The sequence below is a fragment of the Rhizobium leguminosarum genome, from assembly GCF_001679785.1.
Classification (GTDB): domain Bacteria; phylum Pseudomonadota; class Alphaproteobacteria; order Rhizobiales; family Rhizobiaceae; genus Rhizobium; species Rhizobium leguminosarum_R.
Map to the genome: position 1 here is coordinate 105,742 of NZ_CP016288.1, position 25,346 is coordinate 131,087.

Annotated in this window: 22 protein-coding genes and 1 pseudogene; 9 read left to right on the forward strand and 14 right to left on the reverse strand. The window is 59.9% G+C overall.

Annotation, left to right across the window (positions count from 1 at the left end):
- The first annotated feature begins 194 nt into the window (after positions 1–194).
- The 7 genes from BA011_RS30915 to BA011_RS30945 all read left to right on the forward strand — a co-directional run bounded on the left by BA011_RS30915 (position 195) and on the right by BA011_RS30945 (position 9,864).
- Positions 195–761, forward strand: coding sequence for an EAL domain-containing protein (locus BA011_RS30915; RefSeq protein ID WP_065283655.1), 567 nt, complete (start codon positions 195–197; stop codon positions 759–761).
- A gap of 710 nt (positions 762–1,471) precedes the next feature.
- Complete coding sequence (locus BA011_RS30920) at positions 1,472–2,386, forward strand: helix-turn-helix domain-containing protein (protein WP_237352782.1); 915 nt, start codon at positions 1,472–1,474, stop codon at positions 2,384–2,386.
- Positions 2,387–2,792: 406 nt separating this feature from the next.
- Positions 2,793–3,107, forward strand: coding sequence for a hypothetical protein (locus BA011_RS30925; RefSeq protein ID WP_237352783.1), 315 nt, complete (start codon positions 2,793–2,795; stop codon positions 3,105–3,107).
- Positions 3,108–3,282: 175 nt separating this feature from the next.
- Complete coding sequence (locus tag BA011_RS30930) at positions 3,283–8,100, forward strand: YadA-like family protein (protein WP_237352784.1); 4,818 nt, start codon at positions 3,283–3,285, stop codon at positions 8,098–8,100.
- Positions 8,101–8,107: 7 nt separating this feature from the next.
- Entirely contained in the window at positions 8,108–8,683 is a 576-nt protein-coding gene (locus tag BA011_RS30935; protein ID WP_065283657.1) for an invasion associated locus B family protein, read from the forward strand.
- 15 nt (positions 8,684–8,698) lie between these two features.
- Complete coding sequence (locus tag BA011_RS30940) at positions 8,699–9,391, forward strand: hypothetical protein (RefSeq protein ID WP_065283658.1); 693 nt, start codon at positions 8,699–8,701, stop codon at positions 9,389–9,391.
- Complete coding sequence (locus tag BA011_RS30945; RefSeq protein WP_065283659.1) at positions 9,388–9,864, forward strand: DUF4189 domain-containing protein; 477 nt, start codon at positions 9,388–9,390, stop codon at positions 9,862–9,864. The genes BA011_RS30940 and BA011_RS30945 overlap by 4 nt, the downstream gene beginning before the upstream one ends.
- Positions 9,865–10,016: 152 nt before the next feature.
- On the opposite strand, the gene BA011_RS30950 is transcribed toward BA011_RS30945, so the two are convergent.
- Positions 10,017–10,967 (reverse strand): IS481 family transposase, encoded by a 951-nt coding sequence (locus tag BA011_RS30950; protein ID WP_072638367.1) that lies wholly within the window; start codon positions 10,965–10,967, stop codon positions 10,017–10,019.
- A 159-nt stretch (positions 10,968–11,126) separates the two neighbouring features.
- Between BA011_RS30950 and BA011_RS30955 the strand changes: the two genes are divergently transcribed.
- Together BA011_RS30955 and BA011_RS30960 are read left to right on the forward strand one after the other, a co-directional pair.
- Positions 11,127–11,615: an invasion associated locus B family protein gene (locus tag BA011_RS30955; protein WP_065283660.1), complete on the forward strand. Its 489-nt coding sequence runs from the start codon at positions 11,127–11,129 to the stop codon at positions 11,613–11,615.
- Positions 11,616–11,759: 144 nt separating this feature from the next.
- Positions 11,760–12,116 (forward strand): annotated as a pseudogene (locus BA011_RS30960) (hypothetical protein); the annotation flags it as partial.
- Positions 12,117–12,159: 43 nt separating this feature from the next.
- On the opposite strand, the gene BA011_RS30965 reads toward BA011_RS30960, so the two are convergent.
- The 13 genes from BA011_RS30965 to BA011_RS31020 form a co-directional block, all read right to left on the reverse strand.
- Positions 12,160–12,492, reverse strand: a complete 333-nt coding sequence (locus tag BA011_RS30965; RefSeq protein ID WP_065283662.1) for a hypothetical protein — start codon at positions 12,490–12,492, stop codon at positions 12,160–12,162.
- A gap of 82 nt (positions 12,493–12,574) precedes the next feature.
- Positions 12,575–15,292, reverse strand: coding sequence for a type IV secretory system conjugative DNA transfer family protein (locus BA011_RS30970; RefSeq protein ID WP_065283663.1), 2,718 nt, complete (start codon positions 15,290–15,292; stop codon positions 12,575–12,577).
- Positions 15,261–16,310, reverse strand: coding sequence for a P-type DNA transfer ATPase VirB11 (virB11, locus tag BA011_RS30975; protein ID WP_065283664.1), 1,050 nt, complete (start codon positions 16,308–16,310; stop codon positions 15,261–15,263). Before virB11 ends, BA011_RS30970 begins: the two co-directional genes overlap by 32 nt.
- On the reverse strand, positions 16,307–16,513 hold the full coding sequence (locus tag BA011_RS45455) for a TrbI/VirB10 family protein (protein WP_335727694.1): 207 nt from the start codon (positions 16,511–16,513) through the stop codon (positions 16,307–16,309). The genes virB11 and BA011_RS45455 overlap by 4 nt, the downstream gene beginning before the upstream one ends.
- The gene (locus BA011_RS30980; protein ID WP_237352785.1) at positions 16,474–17,643 is read right to left on the reverse strand and encodes a TrbI/VirB10 family protein; all 1,170 of its coding nucleotides are present in this window, start codon (positions 17,641–17,643) and stop codon (positions 16,474–16,476) included. Before BA011_RS30980 ends, BA011_RS45455 begins: the two co-directional genes overlap by 40 nt.
- Positions 17,644–17,654: 11 nt before the next feature.
- Complete coding sequence (locus tag BA011_RS30985; RefSeq protein WP_237352786.1) at positions 17,655–18,473, reverse strand: TrbG/VirB9 family P-type conjugative transfer protein; 819 nt, start codon at positions 18,471–18,473, stop codon at positions 17,655–17,657.
- An 8-nt stretch (positions 18,474–18,481) separates the two neighbouring features.
- Positions 18,482–19,102, reverse strand: coding sequence for a virB8 family protein (locus tag BA011_RS30990; RefSeq protein ID WP_237352759.1), 621 nt, complete (start codon positions 19,100–19,102; stop codon positions 18,482–18,484).
- A gap of 143 nt (positions 19,103–19,245) precedes the next feature.
- Entirely contained in the window at positions 19,246–20,319 is a 1,074-nt protein-coding gene (locus BA011_RS30995; protein WP_065283665.1) for a type IV secretion system protein, read from the reverse strand.
- An 8-nt stretch (positions 20,320–20,327) separates the two neighbouring features.
- Positions 20,328–20,531 carry a hypothetical protein gene (locus BA011_RS31000; protein WP_065283666.1) on the reverse strand — a complete coding sequence of 68 codons (204 nt, stop codon included), beginning with the start codon at positions 20,529–20,531 and terminating at the stop codon, positions 20,328–20,330.
- Positions 20,528–21,319, reverse strand: a complete 792-nt coding sequence (locus BA011_RS31005; protein ID WP_065283667.1) for a conjugal transfer protein — start codon at positions 21,317–21,319, stop codon at positions 20,528–20,530. The genes BA011_RS31000 and BA011_RS31005 overlap by 4 nt, the downstream gene beginning before the upstream one ends.
- Positions 21,320–21,341: 22 nt before the next feature.
- The gene (locus tag BA011_RS31010; RefSeq protein WP_065283668.1) at positions 21,342–22,517 is read right to left on the reverse strand and encodes a lytic transglycosylase domain-containing protein; all 1,176 of its coding nucleotides are present in this window, start codon (positions 22,515–22,517) and stop codon (positions 21,342–21,344) included.
- Positions 22,495–25,014, reverse strand: coding sequence for a VirB4 family type IV secretion/conjugal transfer ATPase (locus BA011_RS31015; RefSeq protein WP_065283669.1), 2,520 nt, complete (start codon positions 25,012–25,014; stop codon positions 22,495–22,497). Before BA011_RS31015 ends, BA011_RS31010 begins: the two co-directional genes overlap by 23 nt.
- A gap of 3 nt (positions 25,015–25,017) precedes the next feature.
- Positions 25,018–25,344 carry a VirB3 family type IV secretion system protein gene (locus BA011_RS31020; protein ID WP_065283670.1) on the reverse strand — a complete coding sequence of 109 codons (327 nt, stop codon included), beginning with the start codon at positions 25,342–25,344 and terminating at the stop codon, positions 25,018–25,020.
- Positions 25,345–25,346 lie beyond the last annotated feature (2 nt).

Here is a 25,346-nt window from a genome sequence, read left to right on the forward strand (position 1 = left end):
TGGCTTGTCAATAACAAACTTGCCGTCGCTATCTCCCTGAGAGGGTTGATCCCCAAGGTTCCCCACCGAAAAAGATATGTAGGTAGAATGTGAGCCGTAATTATTCACGGGCCGCCCGCTGGGGCAGCGGTGGCGCGAAACGTTTCGTCATGAGAAGCAATCTCGCAACGCATCCTTCGTGCCGGGAGGACTGCATGCTGGATCTCGATTTGCTCGATGAGCGACACGTGTCCATTGTCAAGGAAGCGATTACCGAACATCGTATCGGCTTCATCGTCCAGAGCATACATGCTAACGACGATCCGGCCCGGCTTCTATACGGTGAGTGCTTGCCTTACCTTATTGACAAAGAGGGGATAGAACACGCAGACGTTGTGTTTGTTCCCGCACTGGAGGCTTTGGGAGAAGCGCCCGTCCTGGACCGGCATATGCTCAAGCTTGTCCTGGATGCGCTAGAACCCAATTCTCTGTCGGTCCTAGGATATAGTTTCTCAAGTCACAACGTTTCCGATCCTGGGAGTTGGGCTCATATTCGCGACCAGATCGCCGCTCGACCTGAATTGTCGTCGCGGCTTGTACTAAAGTTTACCGGAATTCCGGCCTCTGCCGATGTCGCGCTGGCGATTAATTCGCTTTCAGAGGCGAGAGACTTAGGGTGCCGGATTGCGATCGACCACCGGTCGTGGACCGGAATCACCTGCGCGTTGACTCGCAAACATTGGCATTCGACAATATGCGAGAATGGATACATCGTAATGTGACAGAGGTATCTTGAGGTAGCCTGCAGCGCACCAGAGTTGTCCGTAAAGGACCGATGTCTTAATTCGAAGACTTACACGCATATCCTTTTAGAAGTCGACGAACTGGCGCGGCGATTGCCATGGGCGCCCTGAGCAACTGGCCTCTCTCGCCGCCCTTTTGCAAATCGTTCGATGGAGAGCGATCTATTTGGTTGGATAGCCAGATTCGATATGTTATAACATTATGGACCGAGAGTGAAGTGCGCCTTGCGACATGATCCCAAGTTCGGGTTTGCTCGAACACCCTGCAAGTCGCCGATCGGCAGAACTCGACAACATCTTTGTCAATGGTGGAGACGGGTACGAAGAACGTCAAAGTAATTGAACATGACGGCCTCTTTGGACGTGACACACTCCGCCGGTGTCGAAGGGCGCCTTTACCCGCGGACTCGCGTGGCAAATCGGCAACAACTGTTATAACGTCACATTGTACAGGACTTTTCTTAAAGAAACCGGAATTTTCCAAAATACACTCCATCACCAGATATGCCCATTCATATGACAGTCGACGTCATTATAACTGGACGTGGCGCTTCGACCGCTAACAGGCAGTGCGGCTCGACAAACCTACGGATCTCCAACAGGGACCTCGACGCCGCAGGCAGACCATTGACGCCTGTGCGCCGGAGCAACGGTTTCGACCGATCAACAATATTGAGGTTAGTCCTGGGATGCCGGGAAGAATTGAAGTTCCAGAACACCGCTCTCCGACCGAGTGGCCGAAAGCAGGCGCGCACATCTTTCATGAAATTCCGGAAAGCAAGGGGCTGCGTCTCATAACGGACAAAGGCGCGGCGGCTCATGTTGTTCGGCCACCGGGATCGCATACGCTCAAGGCCCGGGAACATTTGGCGACGGTGATGCTCGCACCTTCGCCTGGAATAAGGGTGTCTTTCGGCGATGATCACGTTGCGCACGAATACGACGGCGACGCCGGGATGGTATCGGTCACTCCTGCAAACACAGTACGCAACGTGACATGGTCTTCCACCTGCGAGAAGGTAATCGTTACCGTGCCGCCCCAGCGCTTTCTGGAGCTGGCGGCGCATGAGTTCGGCGCGGGTCATACGGTACTCCAACCGCCGCCACTCGGCGCCATAGACCTTCAGGCGCTGCATCTCGCGGAGATGTTGAAGGCGGAACTGGTACGCGAAGTTCCAAACAAGATCTACATCGAATCGCTAATCGCCATCTTTGGCGTGCACATCGTCCGAAATTATACAGGCTTGGACAAATTGCCGTCGGGCCGAAAGAGAGGCAGCGGCCTGTCGAACCGCAGTGCCGTGCGAGTTCGCGAGCTGTTGGAGTCAAGGTTTTCCAGCAAGATCACAGTGGCCGAGCTTGCGGCGGTCTCAGGCCTTTCTCCCCGCCATTTCATCCAGGCCTTTACGACGACCTTCGGCGAGCCTCCGCACAAATATGTTCTTCGACTGCGCCTCAATTTTGCTGAAAAACTCCTCGTCGAAAACGTACTATCGATCGCCGAAATCGCCCATCTGAGCGGATTTTCAGATCAGAGCCATCTGACCGTGACAATGTCGAAACATAGAAACAGGACCCCCAGACAGGTAAGGCAGCAACGATGATCTACTGTCGCTGCAATGCCTTGATCTCGTGGGAATTGGGTCTCATTTTTTTAGCGAGAAGCATCAAAGCGACGAGAGGAGTTTGGCCACACGCAAACATACTTACCTGATCTCTCCTGATCGTTTCATTTTTACCAAGGATCAACGCTGGTAGACACAGGTTTTTGTCGAGACGAGAGTGTCTGTTCTGAGCTTTTACGACGGAATGGCCGTACTTACTTCAAGGCGAATTCAGACCGGATCTTTCTAAAAAGAAACCGGAGTTTCGCAAAATACGTGTGCCACCGACTGTGGCTATCCTTGCGACAACACAATCATTCGGTGCGCTGTGGGGCTTTCTGGCAATCAGTCAATACGGTGTATTGGGTCATCCGGGGACATTTCGTTCCCGGAAACTCAAGTCTTTGTGCCAAGGGTAGAAGGGGCCTGGACTGCTCTGCAGCGCCAATATGGCGGTCAGATAAGCGACGCGGAGATCGACTATTTCTTTGCTTGTTTCGTGCTGGGGCTCACCACACCGGCTTTTACCGACCGGGATCCATCCCTCCATTTCGACGTCTGCCGCGCCCTTGTGTTGATCAAGCTGCCGCCGGACCGGGCTGACGCTGCGCTGTATTCCGTGCCTGCTCCTACTCAGGCAGGGGTGGAGAGCGTTTCCGAGTTGATCGAGAGCAAAGGGGTGGCGATGGGGCACGCCGTGCAAGACGAGTGGTACGATTAAGAAATTTTTTCAACGGCCAAGGCGAGCTCCGCGGCATCGGCGCGCCCGAGTAGCAACGAGGGAAATGTACGGTGACTGAATGCATGAAGGGGCATACACAGCGCATATTCCGGTTCGGTGTCCCCAAAACCGTATCGCCGGTGAAAGCGGCGACCGGTCTAGGCGGCGGCGGCTGATGGCGATCCTTCGCCTGGTCCACCGTGTTCTTGGCTTTCGGCGCAAGGGTCCGGGGCTTGGAACATTGGGCGCCGGCGGCAGCTTTGGTTCAGTCCTTACAGGTAGCCTGGCGCTCATCGTGATCGGCCTCGCGACGCCCGCCCACGCACAATATGCCGCCGGCGGCGGTTCGGCGACAGCCGGCGAATCGATAGCGGTAGGAAATGGCTCGAGCGCTACCAATGCCTGGGCCATAGCGATCGGCTTTCAGTCCGTTTCGTCTGCACAATACTCGGTGGCTCTCGGCCGGACTGCGTCGGCGACAGGCCCAGGTGGCGCCGTGGCGATCGGCAGCGGCACGATCTCAAACAACGTCAATACGGTCGCGCTCGGTGTCAACGCCAGCGCCACCGCGGCAGGTGCCAACGCCTTCGGCACCTTCTCCACCGCCTCGGGCGGGAACTCCACCGCCGTCGGCACCAGCACGACGGCCAGCGGCGGCTCTTCTTTCGCCGGTGGTTGGGGATCCATCGCCAGCGGAGCGCGTTCCACAGCATTGGGATTCCAAGCAAACTCCTCCGGGGTGGACTCGTTTGCCCAAGGTAATAACGCAGCCGCCAGCCAGCAGAACGCCATTGCCATCGGTTTCCAGGCGAATGCAACCGCGATAAACTCCCTCTATCTCGGCGCGCGCACGGGTGCTGGAACGGGCGCCCTTGGCCAGGGCGCCATCGCCATCGGCACGGACGTCACGGCTCAGACCAACGCGGTTGCGATAGGGGGCACGGCGAGCGCTTCCGCCTTGCAGAGCGTCGCGCTGGGCTATGCGGCCGCCGCAACGAGCAATGCAACGACCGCCGTCGGGACTGGTGCTCGGGCGCAGGGTCAGAGTTCGCTCGCGCTGGGCACGCAGGCTGTTGCGGTCGGCGACAGCACGGTTATGGTCGGACAAGGCGCCGGCGCCGGTTCAACCGCCGGCAATTCCAGTTCGGTCGCCATGGGCGTTGCGGCCGGCACGCTGGTGAGCGGCGCACAGAACACCGCCATCGGCAGCGGCATTCCCAGCGTCATGAGGGGCGCCGGCTCGGGCGTCACGGGCGCACGCAACCTCGCCATGGGAACCGGCGACGGCACCGCCACTTACGACGGCACGCTTTCGGCTTCGGCAGGCAACCTGGTGACGGGCAACGACAATATTGCGATCGGCACCAATGCCGGCATCGGCGTAGCCGCCAATGCAACGACATCGATCGGCTTCCATGCCATGGCAACCGCCGACAATACTGTTGCTGTCGGCCCCCAGGCCAATGCCAGCGGGACCAACTCGGCAGCGCTCGGCAACGTCGCGGTCGCTTCGGGCAACTTTGCGCTTGCCTTGGGTAATTCGGCTGTGTCGAGCGGGGTCGGCGCCGTCGCAGCGGGGTCGGGAGCCCAGGCTACCGCCGTCTCCACCACGGCGCTCGGCAACAACGCCAGGGCGACCGGCGCGAACGCAGCCGCGCTCGGACTGGGCGCTACCGCCAGCGGAATCAACAGTGCCGCTCTCGGCCGGGGCGCCCAAGCCAGCGCCCAGAACTCCGTCTCTGTCGGCGCTGGGACGAGGGCATCCGGGATAAACTCCGTCTATCTCGGATCGAGCACTTTTGCGACAAGCGCCAGTGGAGAGAGCGCCATCGGCATCGGCACGGACGTAACAGCGTCTGCGAACGATGCCCTTGCGATCGGACGCGAAAGCGGGGCGACCGCGACCAATGCCATCGCGATCGGTCTCCAGTCCGCCGCGGACTCCGCCGACGCCGTCGCCATCGGCACTGGCGCGTACGCGACCGGCGGCAAGGCCGTTGCGATCGGCGCAGGCAACACCGCTTACGGCGACGGCGCGGTCGCCATCGGTGATCCGAGCTATGCGAGCGGCACCGGCGCCTTCACCGGAGGTGCGAACAACATCGCCAATGCCGACGGCGCGGCGAGCGCCACCGCTGCCAATGCCGCCAACGGCGCGGTAGCGATCGGTAACGCCAACGTCGCCATCGGCCAAGGTTCCGTTGCGATCGGCAATACCAGCCGTGCGGGCGCTGCCGGTGCGGTCGCCTTCGGTGACGCTGCCGTCGCCAACAATGCTGACGATGTCGCCTTGGGTTCGGGCTCGGTCACCGACGCTGCGGTCGGCACGGCCAGCACCGTGATTGGCGGGACGACCTATAACTTCGCCGGTACTTCCCCGACGAGTACCGTCAGCGTTGGCGCAGCGGGTGCCGAACGCACCATCACCAATGTCGCGGCGGGCCGGATCAACGGCGGCTCCACTGATGCCATCAACGGCTCGCAGCTTTTTGCGACCAATCAGCAGGTCACCCAGAACACCACCGACATCGCCAATCTCGACGATACGATCACCGACATCAACGACGGCGCCGGCATCAAATATTTCCACGCCAATTCGACGCTGCCGGATTCGCAGGCGCTGGGGATCGACGCGGTCGCCATTGGCCCCAACGCAGTCGCGAACAATGCCGGGGACGTGGCGATCGGCCTGAACTCGGCATCCGGAACGACCACGACCGTCGGCGGTACGACTATCGGCGGCACGGCCTACACCTTCGCCGGCACGACACCGGCAGGAGCTTTCTCGGTCGGTTCGGCGGGCGCCGAGCGCCAGATCCAGAACGTCGCGGCCGGCCAGCTCTCGGGCAGCTCGACCGACGCGATCAACGGCTCGCAGCTCTTCGCGACCAACCAGCAGGTCACGCAGAACACCAACGACATCGCTAATCTCGGCGACACTATCGGTGATATCGGTACTACGATTAACAATATCGCCGGCGACACGTCAGCACCCTTCACGGACGCAAATGGTGACGGCATCCGGTATGTGCGCACCAATGACCGGACGCTTGCGGTCAGCGATTCCTCCGCTCAAGGCATCGGCTCCACCGCGGTCGGATATGACGCCACCGCCATTGCGGACAACTCTCTCGCCCTGGGCCGGGACAGCCAAGCGACGATCGACGGCGGGGTAGCGCTTGGCTCCGGATCGATTTCCGATCGGGCCCTGGCGCCTGCGACCGGCCAGATCAGTGCCGGCCCGACGAACTTCATCGAATATAACACCACCGACAAGACGCTCCTGGGGGCGGTATCGGTTGGCACCAATACCTCATACCGGCAGATCACCAATGTCGCGGACGGCACGAGTGCCCAGGACGCGGTCACCATTCGCCAGCTCCAAGGCGCCATCGCCTCGGTCGCAGTGACGCCGAGCCAGTATTTCCATGCCAATTCGACGGCCGGCGATTCGCTGGCTGTCGGGGCCGAATCGATTGCTGTCGGTCCTACGACCGTCGTCAACGGTGACAACGGCATCGGCATCGGCAATGGCGCGATCGTCGATCAGCTAGCACCGGGCGGCACGGCCATCGGTCAGAACGCACATGTCATGTTGGCCGACGGTGTTGCGCTCGGCACGAATTCGACGGCGGCAGGCGTTCAGTCCGTTGCGCTCGGTGCGGGCGCAACGAGCAACCACATCAACAGTCTCGCGCTTGGTGCGCAATCGATCACCACGGTGGGCGCGCAGACGAACTACGCCGGCTTTGGCCTTGCCGCCTTGCAGAACTCGGCCGGCGAGGTGTCCTTCGGCTCGTCCGGGGCCGAACGCAAGCTGACCAATGTCGCAGCCGGTTCGGCTGATACCGATGCCGTTAACGTCAGCCAGCTCAAGGGCCTCGGCACCAACATCACCAATCTGATCGGCGGAGGCACGACGATCAACCCGGACGGCACGGTCACCGGCCCGACCTACAACATCCAAGGTGGCAGCTATACGACCGTCTATGATGGCTTCACGGCCGTCGACAATGCCCTCACCAACATCGCCAATGGCGGCGGTATCAAATACTTCCATTCCAATTCGACGCTGGCCGACTCCATTGCCTCAGGGACTGACAGCGTCTCGATCGGTCCTGAAAGCGTGGCGAGCGGGACCAACAGCCTGGCTGCCGGGCACGGGTCGACGGCGACCGGTACGGGCGCGGTCGCGCTCGGCCAGGGCGCGCAGGCGAACAACGCAAACGATGTCGCTCTCGGTTCGGGTTCCGTAACGGAAGCTGCCGTGGGTACGTCGGGGACCACGATTCGGGGCACGCGGTACGACTTTGCGGGAACCGCGCCGGTCGGGACGGTCAGCGTCGGCGCAGATGGCGCGGAAAGAACGGTGACAAACGTTGCGGCCGGGCGCATTTCCGCCGACAGCACCGACGCCATTAATGGTTCCCAGCTCCACGCGACCAATACGGCAATCGAGGATTTACAGGGCGGCATTGGCAATATCAACGATAGTGCGGTCTTCTATGACCTCAACCCGGACGGCAGCAAGAAAAACAGCATCACCCTCCAGGGCGGCGACGTAAATGCACCGGTCGTCATCTCGAATGTCGGCAGAGGTGTCAGGGACACTGATGCGGTCAATGTCGCTCAATTGAATCAGAGCTCTGCCGATGCCAGGTCCTACACGGACAACCGTGCGAATTATGCCATTGATACCGCCAATGACTATACCGACCAAAAGTTCGGCCAGCTTAACCGGGAGATGGGCGGCATCCGTTCAGAGGCCAGGGCGGCGGCGGCAATTGGACTTGCCGCGGCATCACTTCGTTATGACGATCGCCCAGGCAAGCTGAGCGTGGCGATGGGCGGTGGCTTCTGGCGCAGTGAGGGCGCACTTGCCTTCGGTGCCGGTTACACCAGCGAAGACGGCCGCGTTCGCGCCAATCTTTCCGGTACGGTCGCCGATGGGGATGTTGGTGTGGGCGCCGGTCTCAGCTTCACTCTAAACTGAGGTCTGCATGTTCAGGAGAGCGGGTCCCGTTTCCTCGGTCTTCATAGCATGCCTTTTCTTGTACGGCCCGCAGGCGGCCGGACAGGAGGCAATCGCGTCCGGCTACCGAATCAGGCCGCCGGAAGTCGCGGTTCCAGATGGCGCAACGCTAGGCGAGTATCAGAGAATGATTAGACCGTTCGAGAATTGGACGCTGATCTGCGACGAAAATCTGAAAGCTCGACAAAGGGTCTGCAACGTCACTCAGACGATCGAAAACCAGGCAGGACAGCTCGCTTTCAGTTGGTCACTTGCCGCCACACCGGAAGGCAAGCCCTACATGATTCTGAGGACCGCACCGGTTGCCAAGAGCGATGGCGTCGTCTCGTTGAAATTCGAAGGCCGGAAAGAGCCGGTAACAGTCCAGCTCGACGGATGCAATCAGGCTGTCTGCATCGGAATGCTGCCGGTCGGCCCCATCATGCGCGAGCAGATCTCGAAGAACTCGGCATCAACGGTGTCCTATTCGATAAGGGACGGGAGAACCGTCAGCGTAACCGCAACCCTCAGGGGCCTTTCCATGGCCGTTGAGGCGATCAATTAACGGAGGCATTTCACGATGGACCAGCAGTCGATTCATGATCGGATAATGTCTCGCAAGAGAAGCGGCGTCGCTGCGGACCGGGAAGATGACGGGGAGAGGCCGCAGCGGAGCTGGCTGAAAACGACAGCCCTGTCGCTGCTCGGTATCGCCGTCGTCGGCGCCGCCGGGTACGCTGCAGGGCGCTATGAAGCAATCGGGAATTTCCTGTCGCAGCCGGCAATCGCAGAAACGAATGAAGCCGCTTCGACGCCGGCCGATACGCCATTTCTTCAGCACGCCAAAAAGGCAGGTCTTCAAGCTTGCTCCAACGTCTTTCCGGGCTTGGGAGCACTACTGACGAACGGCTCGCAATACGCCGTGCAGTCGACCTGGAATCTCAAAACACCGGACAAGCACGCGGTGCAGGCCCTTGTGGGCATGAATTACGCCACGGACGGATACAGCGGCGCGGCTGCAGGTGTCGTTATCGCAGCGCCGACCGGTTCACTTTGTGAAGGAGCGATGATCCGGGTGGCACCGTTCGCAACTCCATGCGCCGATATGCCGGCCATGCTTCCGAAGGGAAGCAGGCTCACCAACAATCTCGCACAGATCAGTGTCTACGAGCTTCCCGACAACGGTGGCAATGCGATGCTGCTGCCAACCGGCAGCGGCTGCGCCGTTATTTCGGTGGCGTCGGCAACAGGAACACAAGGAGATGGGAAATGAGATTGGGTTTTGCCTTTGGTGCGATTTGCGTGGCGTTGGTCCCGATGGCGCATCTGGGGGCGGCCGATCTTCCCATGACTGCTGGTGTGCCGGTCCCACCGCCACAAGAGGAGCGCGGCATCTGGGGAGCGATCGCCTATTCAGAGACCGACGAAAAGCACGGGTTCTTTTGGGGTGCCGATAAGCGGCAGGAGGCGATGGATACCGCTCTCGCCCACTGCCACAATGCCAACGGCAAGGGATGCGTCGTCGTCGAGGTGTTTCGCAACCACCGACACTGGGATGACGATGACAATACCGGTTTTCCCTATCGCCATTGCGGCGTGCTCGCGATCGGTGAGCAAAAGGAAAGCCGCATCAGGCCCTGGAGCGCAAAATCCGCACCGACTCGCGACGAAGCGGAGGACCTGGCCGTCCAGGCGTGCGAAGCGTCGGGGACGCAATGCAAGGTTCGTGAATGGGTGTGCACATGATTCTCCAAGTAAGGGACGGGGTTGCGCAGTCCGTCCAGGGCGCCGCTCGCCAACCAACTGAGGAAAAGCAGCATCGTGTCGACGAGATGCGACCGATCTCAGACAGAAGGAATGGACCCTTGCCAATCGCGATATGCGGGTTAGTGAAGTACCTAGGTGTTTAGTCCCGGCATTTGATGGATAGGATCGATGATGAATCGATCTGGCTCGGAAGTCCACCTTTTGCAGATGAACTCGTAGGGGGTGAGGCCCTTTAGTGTCTTGAGCCTGCGCCCAAAATTGTAGGCGTCGATGAAGTCGGCGAGATGCTTTTTCAGTTGTGCGTGATCGTCGTAGTGGAAGCGCTTGACAGTCGCTTCCTTGATCGTCCGGTTCATCCGCTCGACCTGCCCATTGGTCCATGGGTGCTTAACCTTTGTCAGGCGATGCTCGATCTCGTATTCCTCACAGACTCGGTCGAAGATGTGCTGGAAGGCATTTTGGTCACAGGCCCGGTTGGTGAACTGGATGCCATTATCGGTCAGGATAGTATGGATGGTGTAGGGCACCGCCGCGATCAGGTTGCGCAGGAACTGGGCGGCATTCATCTTGCCAGCTTTGGCATAGAGCTCAGCGAAGGCGAACTTGGACGTGCGATCAATCGCCACGAAGAGATAGAGCTTGCCCTCAGCCGTCTGCACCTCGGCAATATCGACGTGGAAGTAGCCGATCGGGTAGCTTTTGAACTTTTTCTTCGGTTCTTTGTCGCCTTTCACTTCCGGCAGGCGTGAAATGCCGTGGCGCTGCAGACACCTGTGCAGGGACGAACGTGTCAGATGCGGGATCGTCGGTTGAAGGGCATAGAGGCAGTCATCAAGAGGCAGCAATGTATGCCTGCGAAAGGCGACGATGACGGCTTCTTCTTCAAGGGAGAGGATTGTCGAATGCGGGTCCTTCGGGCCTGTCGGAAGATCGGCCAATGATGTCCGTCTCTTCCATTTGGCTATTGTCTTCTGATTGACCCCATACCGCTTTGAAAGCGCTCTCAGGCTCTCTTCACTATTTTGTATTGCTCGACGGATTGCCTCTGTCGTTGTGGCGCTCCCGTGTAGAACCTGGCCCATAGTGCCTCCCTCCATTCTAAGGAAAATAATGCACCATCAAATGCCGGGACTAAACACCTAGGCGATCTGCAGCGCCGGAGGGGGCGCGCCGTCAGAGCGGCGCCACTGCAGAGTGCTGCGGCAAAACTTTCTTGGGTCGCCACGCTTCTTTGCGCGGCCATGACGGCTGCGCTCATATCCCCTGCACTGGCCCAGCAGACGGCTCTCCCGAACGGCGCCTCCTCCCTACAGGAAACCTATCAGGATTGGCGGTTGTCCTGCGCGGTTCGCGACAACGCACGGGCATGTGCAATCTTACAGGACCAGTCGCAGCAAAATGGCCAAAGACTCCTTGCTGTCGAGTTGGGTATGCGTTCCGACGGTGCGGTCGCAACGTTGCTTCTTCCATTCGGCATTCTTCTTGACCCCGGAATCGCGCCGCAGATCGACGATCAACCGCCGTTATCGGCTCTGCGCTTCCGGACATGCCTGCCGACTGGATGCGTCGCTGTGTTTCCCATCGATGCGGAAACGCTCCTAAAGCTGCGGACAGGCTCGGTGCTGAGGCTCAAAGTTACGACTGCGGCGCAAACCGCGCTAACCTTTCCGGTCTCGCTGAGGGGCTTGGCCGCGGCGATCGATCGTCTCGGTGCGCTGGGCGGAAGTTAGTCTAAGAAGCATCCATAGACCAAGCATTATCATGGAAACCGCGAATCATCCCCGCAAATGTTTGATGGCTTGAAGCGATCAATCTCCCTTACCAAGGAGACCGATGAAGCAAGCTCCGAGATCGACGGCTTCACTGGTCCACCTCTCTTCGACGTCGCGCCGGATCTTCGCATCAAGATCACCAAGCCGCTGTTCGCATTGGACACTCCCATTGGTCCGTGCAGGCCGGACTTCATATTGGAGGCGTCGTATCGAGGATCCCGGCCGGTGAACCTCATTATCGAAGCCTTTGGGATGGAGACCGAGGAATATCGGCAAGCGAAGGAACAGACACTGCCTCGCATGAAGTATATCGGGCCGATCTTTGGCATTTTTCCCAAGGACCTCGCGGAGGCGCAGGCTGCAAACACCGCCAGGCGGCTACAGGACTGGGTGATCGATCAAGTTCGTCGGGCCGGAAACAATACATCGCCAACATCCGATGACGACATCCTGACCTGAAGATAAGTTATGAACACCATTTTCCATAGCGTTTGATCGGATTTCACCGGACAGCGCTCAGCTCGACTCTCACGGCATCGAGGAGCGCCTGTTGGATGATCACCAGTACCTCGGGCGGGCAAGTTCCGAACATGCGCGACACGAGGTCGTCAGCCAGTTCTGTGATCGTCGGCGTCAGCCTCGCCGGTGCCGACTTGTCGATCGCATCCTCACCATCGCCCTCGCGGTCAACTTCGGCTCCAATCGCTTGCCTCTCCATCTCGCGCTCCTTCACCATCAGCCAAAAGCCGGCGTCAGCTCGGGCCGCAGCGACAATTCGTTCGAGATGGCGACCCTTTGAAAATTCCGTGCTTGAGAGATGTCTGATCTCACCCATGTATTGCTCTCCTGGCAGACGGTGCGCGATCTCGCTTCCTCTCGCGCCGTAATGAATGGTCGGTGATCGACAGACGCTTGTGCTAATCAGCGTGCGCCTCGGTCTCAGATTGATCCTCGCCCAGCGGATCTCGGGCCAGGTTGGCGAACTGGTGCAGGTAGGCTCGTGAACTGTCCTCGGTGAGCCGATCAGAAAGGCTCTCAATTAAGAGCTCGACATCCGCGTTGAGCTCTACTGGCTCAAGCGCGTTCTCTTCGGCCTGCTGAAAGATCACGTCGTTCAGCGCGTTAAGATCCGCTCCAAATGCGTCTCTTACCTCCTGCCGCTGAAGAACAGACGCCACCAGCCGAGAGTCGATTTGATCCGATGGACCATTGGCCTGTTTGGGTCGAACGCTCCGATGTGCCGGTGAGCCCGAATAGACATTGCGGCTGAGCTTCTGCTCGTCGATATCGAGATCGAAGTCACCCTCACCAGCAGCACTAGTAGCGTTCGGCACGCCGCGCTTTCGTTGCCCGCTCGCCGGATCGCCCTTTCGCTTGCCTCCCGGCTGCTTCTGCTTTTCCTCCCGCACCTCCTCCTCTATCACACCGGCGTCGCGTGTCTCGTCGAGATCCAGGCGATGACGCAGCTCGTCAAGCGAGGAGATGTAGACGTGGCGGATACCATCCTTCGCGACGAAGCGCTCAAAATGGATATCAGCGCCCGTCGCGGGCGAGGCCGCCGCAGCTGACCTGCTGTCGGCGATTGTCCATTCAACCGGCTCCATGCAAGGTCTTTTCACCGGCTTGAACTTTCTCACTTTCGAGAACATCCGCTCTCCGCCGGAATCAAGCTTCATAATGCGCATCAGCGGCATGCCCGTGACCTGCAGGATCGCCTCTTCCGGCTTCATCATCATCAGCGTATTGACGGGAAGGAGATCGACAGAGACAGGCACCTTCGATATCGACCGCTGCCTTCGGCCGTGACGATGCGAATAGGACGATTGCTCGACCCACTCCGTCGTCTTGCCGGCAGCCATCGAGACGGCCGTCGCATCTTCCTGGTTCTGAAAATTCATGAAGAGCTTGATCGTCGAAGCGCCCATCAGGATCTTTTGGCCGGAGCGCTGGTACAGCCTTTCAAGCTGCGCGCCATCCTGAAGGATGAAGACGAAACGCACGCCATTCTTGCGGATCAGCGGGGCGAGCGTCAGAACGGTATCGATCCGGCCGCCATTGCCGAACTCGTCGAGCATCATCAGGACTTCGTGCTCACCGTTGCGCAATGGCCCCATCTGCACAAGCTTGTCAGCCATCTGCTGGATGAACATCGAGATCAGCCGCTCATAGATCTGCATGGCGTTCCAATCAGCCTGGACGAAAATCACCAATTTCCGCTTCCTGATCGTGTCGATCGGGATCGTGGTGATGGAGGTCAGCGCCTCGACCAGAGGGTTCTGCAGAAAATTGAGCTTGGCGACGATCTCTGCGGCAATCCCCTCCCCGAGCTTTTCATGCCGGCCGGCGAATTTGGTCAGCTGCATGCGAGTCTGGTCTGAGAGAACCGGCTCATAATTTTCCAATAACTGGATGATCGCCTTGCGCTCGTCCGACATCGAATTGAGAATGCGGTAGAGCTCGCTGAGCGACTTGCGGGTGTCAGGGCATTCGAGCACAAAACCCAGCATCGCGGTCAGCAGGATCCTGGCGCTTTCCTCCCAGAAATCGGAGGAATCCGATCGCAGCCGCTCCGGCAGCAGCATCTGCGTCAGCTTCTGAAGATCAGTGATCCGCTGGTTCGGTTCCTCACTGATCAGGTCGAGCGGATTGTAGCCGTCGGTATATTTCGAGCCGGGCGCCAGCAGGAAGACCTCGTATCCCCTGTGGTTCAAGTAACCGGAGGTCTCTTCGAACAACTCGCCGCTCATGTCGGGAACGACCTGCGATCCCTGAAAGCTCATCATCGTCGGGATCACAAAGCCCCGCGATTTGCCCTGCCCCGGCGAACCGATCACCATGACGTGCTGGTCGCCATCGTTGCGCAAGAGCAGGCCTTGCTTCAGCCCAAGCACGATGCCGTGCTTGTCGCGCAGCCGGAAATCAGCGGCGTCTTTCAAGGTAGCCAGCCGCGCTTTACCCATGATCATCCGCTGACGTTTCTGGATTGCCGCGCCGATCGGAAATCCGACGATGGCAACCGCGGCAGCGAGGCCCACGAGGGCTGCGAGCACCGTCTGTCGAGACGGCTTCTGATAGGCACCGGCTGCATCCGTCGCCCCGAACGGCGCTTGATACATGGCGGCCAGATGATTGCCATAATAGCTGGCGATTTCGGCATGTTCGCCGGCCTTGGTGGCAACGAGATAAAAGGCCACGCCGTAGACGATGACGCCGGCATAAGCGGCGGCGAAGATGAGAGCCGTGTGCGCAAGCAGGCTGAACATCGACCGGACATGCAGGAGATAGAGGATCTTGCGCGACAGCGCCCTTCCGCATTTCAGCATCCAGAGGCAAGCCAAGAAAAACAGGAATGGCAAGGCAAGGGCGAAGGCCAGAAGCGAAAGTCCGACCGTGTTGCGGACATGGATGATCGACCAGGTATAGCGGACGGCGTCGATTAAGCGCGCCTGCCCGACATAGTCGAAGTAGGACGAAGAGCCGAACGAGGTGATGTAGGCGTCGTAGATTAGCGTGAAGAATGCGAGCCACAGGACAGCGACTCCGAGTAGTGCGACCGGCAAGGTGAACAACGATGCCCGCTGCAGGCCCGTCCATTTCCGTCGGTCAGTCTCTGTGTGCGTGGATGCGCTTGCCATTTTCGTCCACCTCGTCGGCAAAGTAGATCTCGCTGACGCCGCGGCCGCCGGCGGCATCACTCTTCTTCAACTGGACCACGATCGGGATGATCGAGCGGATGTATCGAATGATGTCGTCGCGCTCCATGCGCACATTGCTGTTGAGCACGAGCGTCGACAGCCGGTTGAAGGCGTGGTGCGGCGAGTTTGCATGGATCGTCGACATTGAACCGGGATGCCCGGTATTGATCGCATTGAGGAAGTCGAAGGCCTCGTCGCCGCGCAGCTCGCCCATGAAAATCCGATCCGGTCTGAGGCGAAGCGCCGTGGCCAGCAGATCGCCCATCGTCACCCTCGCCTCTCCCTGGCCACCCTTCGAGACCAGCAGCGACACGACATTTTCTTGCCGCGGCTCCAGTTCGGCTGTGTCCTGCATGAGGATGAAACGCTCATGGTTCGGAATGGCGGTGAGCATGGTGTTGAGAAACGTGGTCTTGCCGGTGGAGGTGCCGCCCGAAATCAGCATGCTGCGGTGATTGATGGCTGCCAGTTCAAGGAAGGCGCGAACCTTGCCGGCCCGCAGCAGCCGCGATAGCTCGATGTCCACATCGTCGATATAGTCGTCTCCCGTCACCTTGGTGAAGCGGAACGCGCCGGCCTTCTCATAGTCGTTCAAATCGAAACGCCGGATGAACTGCTTGCGGATGGAAAAAGCGTGACCGGTTGCCGAGGTCGGGTTCAGCACGAACTGCACGCGCTCGCCATTGACGAGCGTCGCCGATAGCAGCGGATGCTCGGCATTGACCGTTTGTTTGGTGAACGACGCGGCGCGCGAGGCCATATGGCGGATCACTTCCTGATCGAGCCCGTCCACTTGCTGCCTCATCATGCTGAGCTGGCCGATACGCTCGAGCCAGATCTCATTGCTGCGCTGGCAGGAGATCTCGATGACACCGGGATCGTCGAGGAACGGCCGGATCGGCTCGATCGCCTCTGACAGAAAATGTTGTTCGGCAGAAATCGACGGGCGCGCGTTCATTTGCCAAGCTTCCTTCTGCGCAGCCTCTCAAACTCTTCGCGTACCGGGTCCGGATAAAGTCCGGCGAAGTCGAGGTCGCGTGTGACGAAGACATTGATGTCGGAGCCCTGAGGGATATGAATCGTCGGCCGGATATTGCGGCTGTCCTGGAAGGCTTCTGTCCCTAGCTGCTGGATACCGGAGGCGATGGTCTCAGCGGCAATTTCGCGAGCGCGATCCTGCGATGTTTCACCATTGTCCTGGGGATACTGGTCACGGTGCCGTCTGTATTGACGATCGTGATATTGCGATCCTGCTTCTGGCCGAGCTGGGCGATGTATTGGGTGGCGCCGCCGATCATCGTCATTAGCGCCGGTGGGCCGAACCGCTCCCAGTACTTGCGATCGACGACACCCGTCATGCCCGAGCGCCCGAGCCGATCGGTGCCATAAGAGCCGAGCTGCACCGAGACACCGTCTCCGCGGATCATCCGTGTCCAGACGATCAGGATCCGCTCCTGTCCCCGTTCGACGCCGGACTTATAATCGCCGATCAGTGACGACCCCGCCGGTATGAGGATGCGACGGCCGTCGAACGAATAGACATCGTCGCGCACGATCCCCTTCACCATGCCGGCGAGGTCTGAATTGATCGCCGTCTCCAGCGTGCCGCGGATCATCGTGCCCTGTGGGATCCAGGCGTCCGTGCGGCGGTTCTCGGTTGCGACCGAAACGTCTACACCCTGCCCACCCATCGCCTTCAGGAAAGCACGATCACTGTCGACCGCGCCGCCGCCGTTTGACCCTGCTGCCGTTTGCGCCCCAGACGGATCGCCGGCGCCGAACAGTCCCGAACCCGTGGAGCCGGTCGAAGCCTGCGCTACGCCGTTCCTCTGATCCGATTGATCGAAGACCATGGAGGAAGAGCGAACACGCTCCAGCAGCTTGGCTTGCCGCGCGAGCTCAATGCAGCGGGAATTGTCCGGGTTCTTACCTCTAGTGCAGTCGACCTCGGCCGGTGGCAAAACCGGAGCAGCCGCCGGAACGACAGGGGCTGGCGGCGGCGGAGGGGGTGGCGGCGGCGCTTCCGGAACGACCACCGTCGGCAAAGGAGGCGGGGCCGGTGTTCTGAAGCCTTCATTCCTCGGTGTCTGGACCGGGCGGAACTCCTCACGCGGCGTCGTGTCGATCGCTGGCTGTTGCTCGCCACCGGCAAGAAGAAAATAAAGGACGACGCCCACGCAGGCGATGGCAGCAATGACCGCGATCGGCCGCATAAGACCGACGCCGCTCCGCCGGACCGGACCGCCGATTGCGCTGTCAGTGTCGAGCGAATGATAGTTTGGGTCCGACATGGCGCGCTTTCCTAATGTTGAGCTTGTTGCGAGGAACCGCCGGCACCGATCCGCTTTGGCGCAACCGCACCTTCGATCGGTGCTGGAATATCGGCGGGGACAGTGCGCAGATTAAACAGGCAGGTCTCGTCTTCGGTGCCATAGCGCAGCGACCACTGCCGCGAGACGGTGTCGATGACGATATAATCGGCCTCGCGGCGGTAGTTCACGAGGCTCTCGCGACGTTTCCGGTCGACGATGAAGATCGCCGGAATGTCGCCGGTGAACTTCATGAAGGTCTTCAATCCGTCGTCGAACACCCAAAGCGGCTTTGCCGCATCGCTTCCCTTGAAGCCATAGTCGTAGTTGACCTTGTCGCGACGGATGTTCTTGAGGTTCGGATTGCGCTCAGCGTCCTGAGCCTGCTTCCAGAGTTCGGCCGTCCCCTTAAGCCCGGCGTCTTCCGGGTAGGTGAACTGCAGCTTGAAGGTCTGGTTCTGGATCACCTTGCTGTCGTTGACCCGCAGATCGAAAGAATAGGTCCGTTTGGTGGTGACGACGGACAGATTGGTCGCCGCGTCCTTCTCCATCGGCTTCAAGGTCAGGGAACGTCGGTCGGCCGAGGTCAGGATCTGCCAGGAGACGGTGTCCCCGGCAACGACCTGGGTGATTTCCTCATCGGCCCCGAAGAGGATCGTCGTCACCATCCCGTAGGTGCCGGTCACCAGGAAGACCTGCTCGGCCGAATAGGGAAGCGAGCGAACCCGAGGATCAAGCCTTCCCGGACGTGCGACCAGTTCAGCATGGCCGACCGTGGTCCCCAGCAGCAGTACGAATGAAAGCGCCGCCATCCGTTTCATCATTGGGCAGGCCCCGACGGCATGGTTTCCGGAACCCTGGCGTATTCGGTGACGACGAAGCCCAACGGATTGTACAAACGAACCCGGTTACTGGCGGGAAGATTGATCTGCCGGTAGCGAACCGTAGCAGACCAGCGATTGACGACGTCGCCACCGCGTTGGCGTTCCCGTGTCTCAAATCGGACAGCCATCGTCGAGGCATTGAGAGGATTGACGGACAAGATTTCCGGCCGGATGTCGCCGGTGGCACCCAGCGTTTTCACCGGCCCTCGAGGATTGCTCGGGTTCATCCACACCTCGTACTCCTTGAAGGCGTCCGAGTTCGGTTCCGACCAGAGCGCGATCATGTCGAAGTTGTCCGAGAGATAGCGGGGATCGTAGGTCTCGCGGCGGATGACGTAATTGCCGACGAACGACGCGCGAACGGCCTGGATCTCCGAGACGCTCGACCGATCTTTGTCGAGCGTCGTCACCGTCTCCATGTAGCCGGTATTCTTATCGACGATCAGGGGAACGACTTCGGTGCGGATAAGCGGGAAGAGTTGCGCCACGGAAAACGAAAGTATCCCGGCGATAGCCCAGCCGGCCACCGCGAAGGCAAGCAGGATGAGACCAATCAAGGTCCGAAGCGAGCGGTTTTTTTTCACCCCAGGACAAGTGCCGATCATAGACTTCCTGCGGTCCGGGGACATGATCGGTCGGCGCAGGTGTTATCCGTCTTCTGAACAATGCCAAGTGTTAACCTCGAATATCGGTGTATCGTTCACTCGCTGTTGCGGCGGCGATTGGTCAGCATCCGGCCAAGCGTCCCAACGCCGGCCACACTGCCACGGCCGGCAAGCGCTGCCGCCGTAACGGCGCCTCTCGGACCACTCAGCATGCCAAGGGCGACGGCCGCCGCCTGCCCCGTCCTCGAATTGCCGGATGCAAGTGTTCTGCGCGCGGCGCTGTAGCCGGTATCGACACCGCCTCCGCCCGGCACGCCCGATATCGCCGTGCCGTAGGAAAAGGTTCTGGCGAAGTCGGGAACCTGGAAAATGAAATAGGAGATCAGTGCCAGGTAAAGCACCATGGCAAGCACGATCGCGAGCGCATTTTCCTTGGTCGCCATGTCGCCGTTGATGGTGTCCATCATGCCGATCAGAAAGCCGAAGGAGAGGCCGGCCATGATATAGGTGAACAGCAGCATGAACATTCCATATGCGATGCCCCTCACCCACGCGTCGAAGACAAATCGTGTGATGCCGAAAAAGTAGCAGAGGATGGCAATCGGGCCGATCGCCAGCATGACGGCGGTGATCATCTTGGCAAAAAGCGTTACGCCGGTGAGGATCAGCAGCATTGGCAGCAGCCCGAACACCAGCACGATGAACACGACCACAGCGCCGGTGACATTCGGAAGCCAGCCGGATTCATATGAATTGAAGAGTTGCATGGCGAAGTCGTAGACCTTGCGCGCCATGCTGGCGACCTGCTGGGCAAGATCGGACCCGGCCGACTGCCCGCCCATTGCCGAGGAAATAGCCGAGCCGAGATCCTGTGGCGAGGACAATACGAACTGGCCGATATTGTCGTAGAAAGTGGCCCAGGACATGATCAGCGCATAGGCGAGCGCGATCTTGAAGGCCGTAACCGCCATGTCCTGCAGGGATACGCTCGACAGTCCGAGGGCACCCCAAAGGAAATAGAGGATCAGGAAGATCGCCAGGATGCCGGAGACAAGATTGCTGTGTTGGGCAAACAGCCCCCAGGCCCGTTCAAGCGAGGCCTCATTGATCTTGTCGAAATATCGGAGCGCGTCGCCATAGAAATTGATCGCGTAGCTGACTGGATCCATGTCGCATCCTAATTGACAGGCCGCATCGGGCCGCAATCGTCTTTGACCACTCTCGCCAGCGCCTGTTCCGGCGGCGCTGGTTGCGGGGTTCTGTCGTAGCCGAGCGCCGGCACGGGGTTTTCGTCGGCCGAGCATTTCGCCAGCTGTTCGTATCTGCCGCCGCAGCCACTGAGGGCCGCGCAACAAAATGCCAGAATGAGGGTCAGCCTCACTGCTCCTGCTCCTCGAATGCCTTCAACTGATCGCGGACCGAGGCCCCCTGCTGCTCCAAGCCTCCATCCCGCATCACGCTGTCGGGAAGCGGTGCGAAGGTCTTGAGGTTCTGCGATGAGGTCGCGAGCGCTGCCTTGTACTGCTGGTTCAGAAGCATGACCTGGTTGTTGAGCGAGCCAACGGCCTCATTTGCGGTCTGGTTGCCCTGCAGCACCATCTGGGTGTTTTGCTCGAGCGCCCCTTTCAGGTCCTGGGCAGAGCCGATTTGCTGCGTCGCCTGCATGAACGCGTTTTGCCGGTCCTTCGTCGCACTGTTCATCGCATCCGTCAGCGCCGTCATCGTCGTCAGCGCGTTGATCCCTTGGGAATAGGCTTGATTGGCGCCGGAGAGCTCACCGCCCTTGACGGTGTCGACCACCATCTTCACCAGGTTGAGGCCGTTGATGAGTTTGGCGGCGGTATTCTGAAACTCACCGCTGATGCCGCCGAACACTGCCTGGTTTCCCGACAGGATGCTGTTGAAGTCCGGTGCTTGTCCCATGCTGAAGCCGTCGCCGGTCGCAAGTTTGGCAAACTGGCCGGCATCCTGGGTGCGGTCGCCAGTGATCGCTGCCAAGGTTTTCGTCGTGTTGTCTTTGACGACCGAGGTGTCCTGCTGGATCTGCGACGACAGTTGCTTAATGTCCTCGCTGAGCGAAATGTTCTGCGAGTCCTTGACGGGAACCTGCGCGTAAGCATGCGAGACGGCAACGATGCCAAGGGCTGCCGCGATGACAAATGTCTTCATGTGCCTAACCTCTCTTGTCCGTTCAGTTTGCTGTCGGTCTGGCGTCGACGACCGTCACCAGGCCCAATACGGGATCCTGCATCACCGAAAAGGTCGCGATGTCACCACTGGCGCGTGCCTGTTCCTGGAGATCATCAAGCCACCGCTGGATCTGCTCGGTGGTGGCGGCAGACGGCACGGCAAAGCAGCGGGTGCTGCCGGTGTCGATGATCGTCGATGGGCACTGGATCTGCGCCATCACGAGCGAACCGTCGAAATCGTTCGAATTGCCGCCACCGGAGCCGCGTAAGTTCGCCGACGACGATTGCAACCCGGCCTGCAGGCGCTGCAGATATTGTTGGTTCGCTTCAATCGATTTCCCAAGCAGCTCATTCCAGACCGACCCGCGCTCGACCTGCGCCTGCGTGTTGCGGTCGACAGCCTTTTTGAGCTGCTCGCCGCAACCGTTCCCATAGCTTGCGCTTTCGGGTTCGGTGTTATCGCCCGCTGTCGGGGTCCGATCGCCATTCAGCGTCTTGTTGCGGCTGTAGTAAGCGGTGACCTTTTTGACGTAATCCTGGGTCTCGGGGATGTTGGGGATCTGCCCGTTCTGAAGCGACTGACGATAAGGACCGGCGTTGTAACCAGCGGCGATCAGGTCGTAGCGATTGCCGAACATTCCCTGAAGCTGTTTGATATATTTGACGCCGCCTCGGATATTGTCGCGCGTATCATAAGGGTTGACGCCGAGCTGGGCTGCGGTGCCTGGCATCAGTTGCATGACACCGGTGGCGCCGACCGCCGAGCGCGCGGACTGCCGGAAGCGGGATTCCTGTTCGGCGATGGCGAGCGCAAAATTCGGATCGACGCCCTGGCGGATCGCCTCGTCCTCGACCATGCGGGCGACTTCCTGCTGGCTCGGAGTCCGCTTTGATGGCGCCGCCGGCGCGGTGTTGCCGCCCATGCCGTCTGCCGAGCAATCGGCCGGTGCGCCGGAGCCCTGACCGGGTGCCACGCTGTCTGTCGTTCCGCCCGAGGCACCTTTCAGCTTCCGGGTATCGGCCTGATAGCCCTGATACCAGTTCAAGGTCGCCTGCTGGATCTTCTGGCGGGCATTGTCGATCACCGGAACCTGGGCGCGGGTGGCCGCGGGGGCCATCACTGTCGCCAGCGCCAGAACGCCGGCCGTCGCCACCTCAGGAAGCCTTGCGTTGGTCATCGGACGCTCCCCCCTCCCAGTCGCAGAATTTCGACAGCCAGTTCTTCGGATCGTCTCCGTATTCGTCGAGCAGCATCTCGACCTCGCGAACGGTCTCCTCCCGGCCGGACAAGACCTTGATGAACTCCGGCATGTGGGACATGTCGACACGCGCGATCACGCTGCTCTTCGCCTGCTTGATCAGCATGAAACGCGAACTTGGGTCTCCGTTCTTGACCCATTCGAATTCGGCCCTGGAGAGGCCAAAATGCTCCATGTAAGAGTGCTCGTCGGCCTTCGGATTAGCAAAGAAGATGTTGGTCGACGTCTGCTCGATGATCGTGCGGCTGACACTGGATTGCACGACGTCGTCGGCCGATTGCGTACCGAAAATGACAAGACCGTTCCTTTTCCGGATGGTCTTGAAATAGTCCTTCATGGTGCGCTTGAACTCGTCGTCGTCGAGCAGCTTCCAGGCTTCGTCCATCAGGTTGATGATCGGCGCCTTGCCGTCGTAGATCTCGTCCAGGCGGTGGAACATGTAGAGGAGGGCCGCGGTGCGCACCGTCGGATCGTCGAGGATCGACGTCATGTCGAAGCCGATCATCGGCCTGGAGATGTCGAGATTGTCGTCGGCATTGTCGAAGAGCCAGGCATAGGGGCCGCGATCGACCCATTTGTCGAGCCGTGCGATCAGACTGCCTTCTGTCCTCTCGCTTCCAGCGAGCAGCGCCCGCAGCGAGGATAGACGACGATACGACTTGTCCTTCGTCTTGAGGACGGATTTGATCGCGCTGCGGATGATCGCTTCTTCCTGCGGCGTCAGGCTCTCGCCTTCCTTCGACGGCTTCAGCATGAAGCTCAAAAGCCCGTACAGGAAAACGCGGTTCTCCTCGGTGTCGTCGAGAAGCAAGGGATTCCAGCCCGCCGGTTCGCCGGGTTCGAGCGTCATGTATCGCCCGCCTGCCGCACGAACCATGATGTCGAGACCACGATCCTTGTCGAAGACGATCGTCTTCAGTCGCGGGCTGACGCGGTAGGCCTGCAGGATCAGAAACGCCATGATGACGGTCTTGCCCGAACCCGTCGGTCCGAACACCGTCGTGTGCCCGACGTCGCCCTGATGGAAATTGAAGAAGAAGGGCGTACCGGAGGTCGTCTCGAAAATGGTGATCGCCGGTCCCCAGTGGTTTCCGTCCGGCTTGCCATAGGGATAGGCGTGAAAACTGCTGAGCCCGGCGCAGTTCAGCGTCGAGATAAGGGCGCGCCTAGCGATATAGGCCTGATTGCCGGGGAGTTGTGCCCAATAGGCCGGCTCTGCATTCAGATCCTCGCGAACGTAGGAGGCGCCGAGCGCCCCAAGCTCGTTTCCGATCAGAGCGACCGCATCATCAAGCTGCGCCGTCGTCCTGGCAATCGGCATGACGGTGAGGTGGTGTTCGGTGAAGGCGACGCGTTTGCGAGCGAGTTCGTCACGGGCGATGTCGAGATTGGCCTGGACGCTGGAGCCGCCCTCGTCGGCTTTCGACATCTGCCGATCAAGCCTTTCGATGCGGTTGCGGGCGGCCATGTCGTCGACGAACGACATCGACTGGGTCAGCACCATCTCGAAAGGCAGCCTGAGGATGTAGTCGAGCATGCCGGCGCCGGTCTCCGGCGGATACTCCTTCAGCGATACCATCGCGGCATAACGGTCATCGCCGGACGTGTCGCCTTGAAGATGGATGATCCGGTTGCCGATCGATGTCCGCCGCGCCGGCAGCATCTCGTCGATCGGAATGTTGCCGAGGCGGATCGGCCGTACCCGGCCGCCGTTCAGCAGTGTGTAGAAGAATTCGCACTGCTCAGAGAACCAGATCTTACGCGTGCCTTCCTCGAATATCATATCGTCGGAGATGGCGCGGTAGATCGTCTGTCCGTTGCCAGGGTGGACTTCGGCGCGCTGCACGTCGCGCAAGACTTTCGGACCGTAGGCGGCAAGCGATTTTTCCAGAGCCCTTGTTGCTTCGACAAGCTTGTCGCGCATCGCACGAAACTGCTCCCTGCGCACGACATTGCCGCCGATGCCCATGACACGGGACAGCGCCGAGCCTTGTCTGAACAGCGGCCGAACAACCACGGACACATAGGTGTCGTTGACGAACATCTCGTTCCTGGAGATGCTCGACTGATAGACGTCGTCGAGACGCCGCATGAAGGGATCGGCGAAAGCCGATGGAAGCGACGGCGCGACCTTGCGCCGGACCACGTGGGTGTATAGCGCAAAATTGCCGATCGACGAGATCGCGCGGAACGCCGCGTTGCGCTGCCGCTGCAGCATGTTGATCGTCTCGATATCGGCGGTCTCAAACGAAAAGCCGGTCAATTGCACAGTGGAGACCAGGCAGTCGTTCTTCAGTCGGATAATGCCGTTTTCGATCGGCGCATAGAACGGGACGTGTGTCGATATGCTGCGGTCGGCGAATATCTCCCAACCTTTCGACAAGCTCCCTTTCAACGATCTCGCCATGGTGCCCATCGATCACGCCCCATAGGTCCTGATGCCACCGCCGAGCCTCCGACCCAGAGGATTGACGCCGCACATGCTGACCCGTCCGACGATCTCGAAAAACCACAGGTCGAGCTTCACCGTCAGCACATAGAGAATGCTATGAAGGATCACGAAGGAGACCGGGAACCAAAGGATCGAGCCCAAGATCATGAACACCATCAGCGAGATGAAGCATTCCGCCAGAAAGTATGTGTAAGGGATCCCCATGACCGTTGGCGGCCGCGTCAGAGCCAAGATGACGGGATAGGATTCGATGTACTCATCGCCACCGTCGGCGGTGTTGCCTGATCCAGCCATGG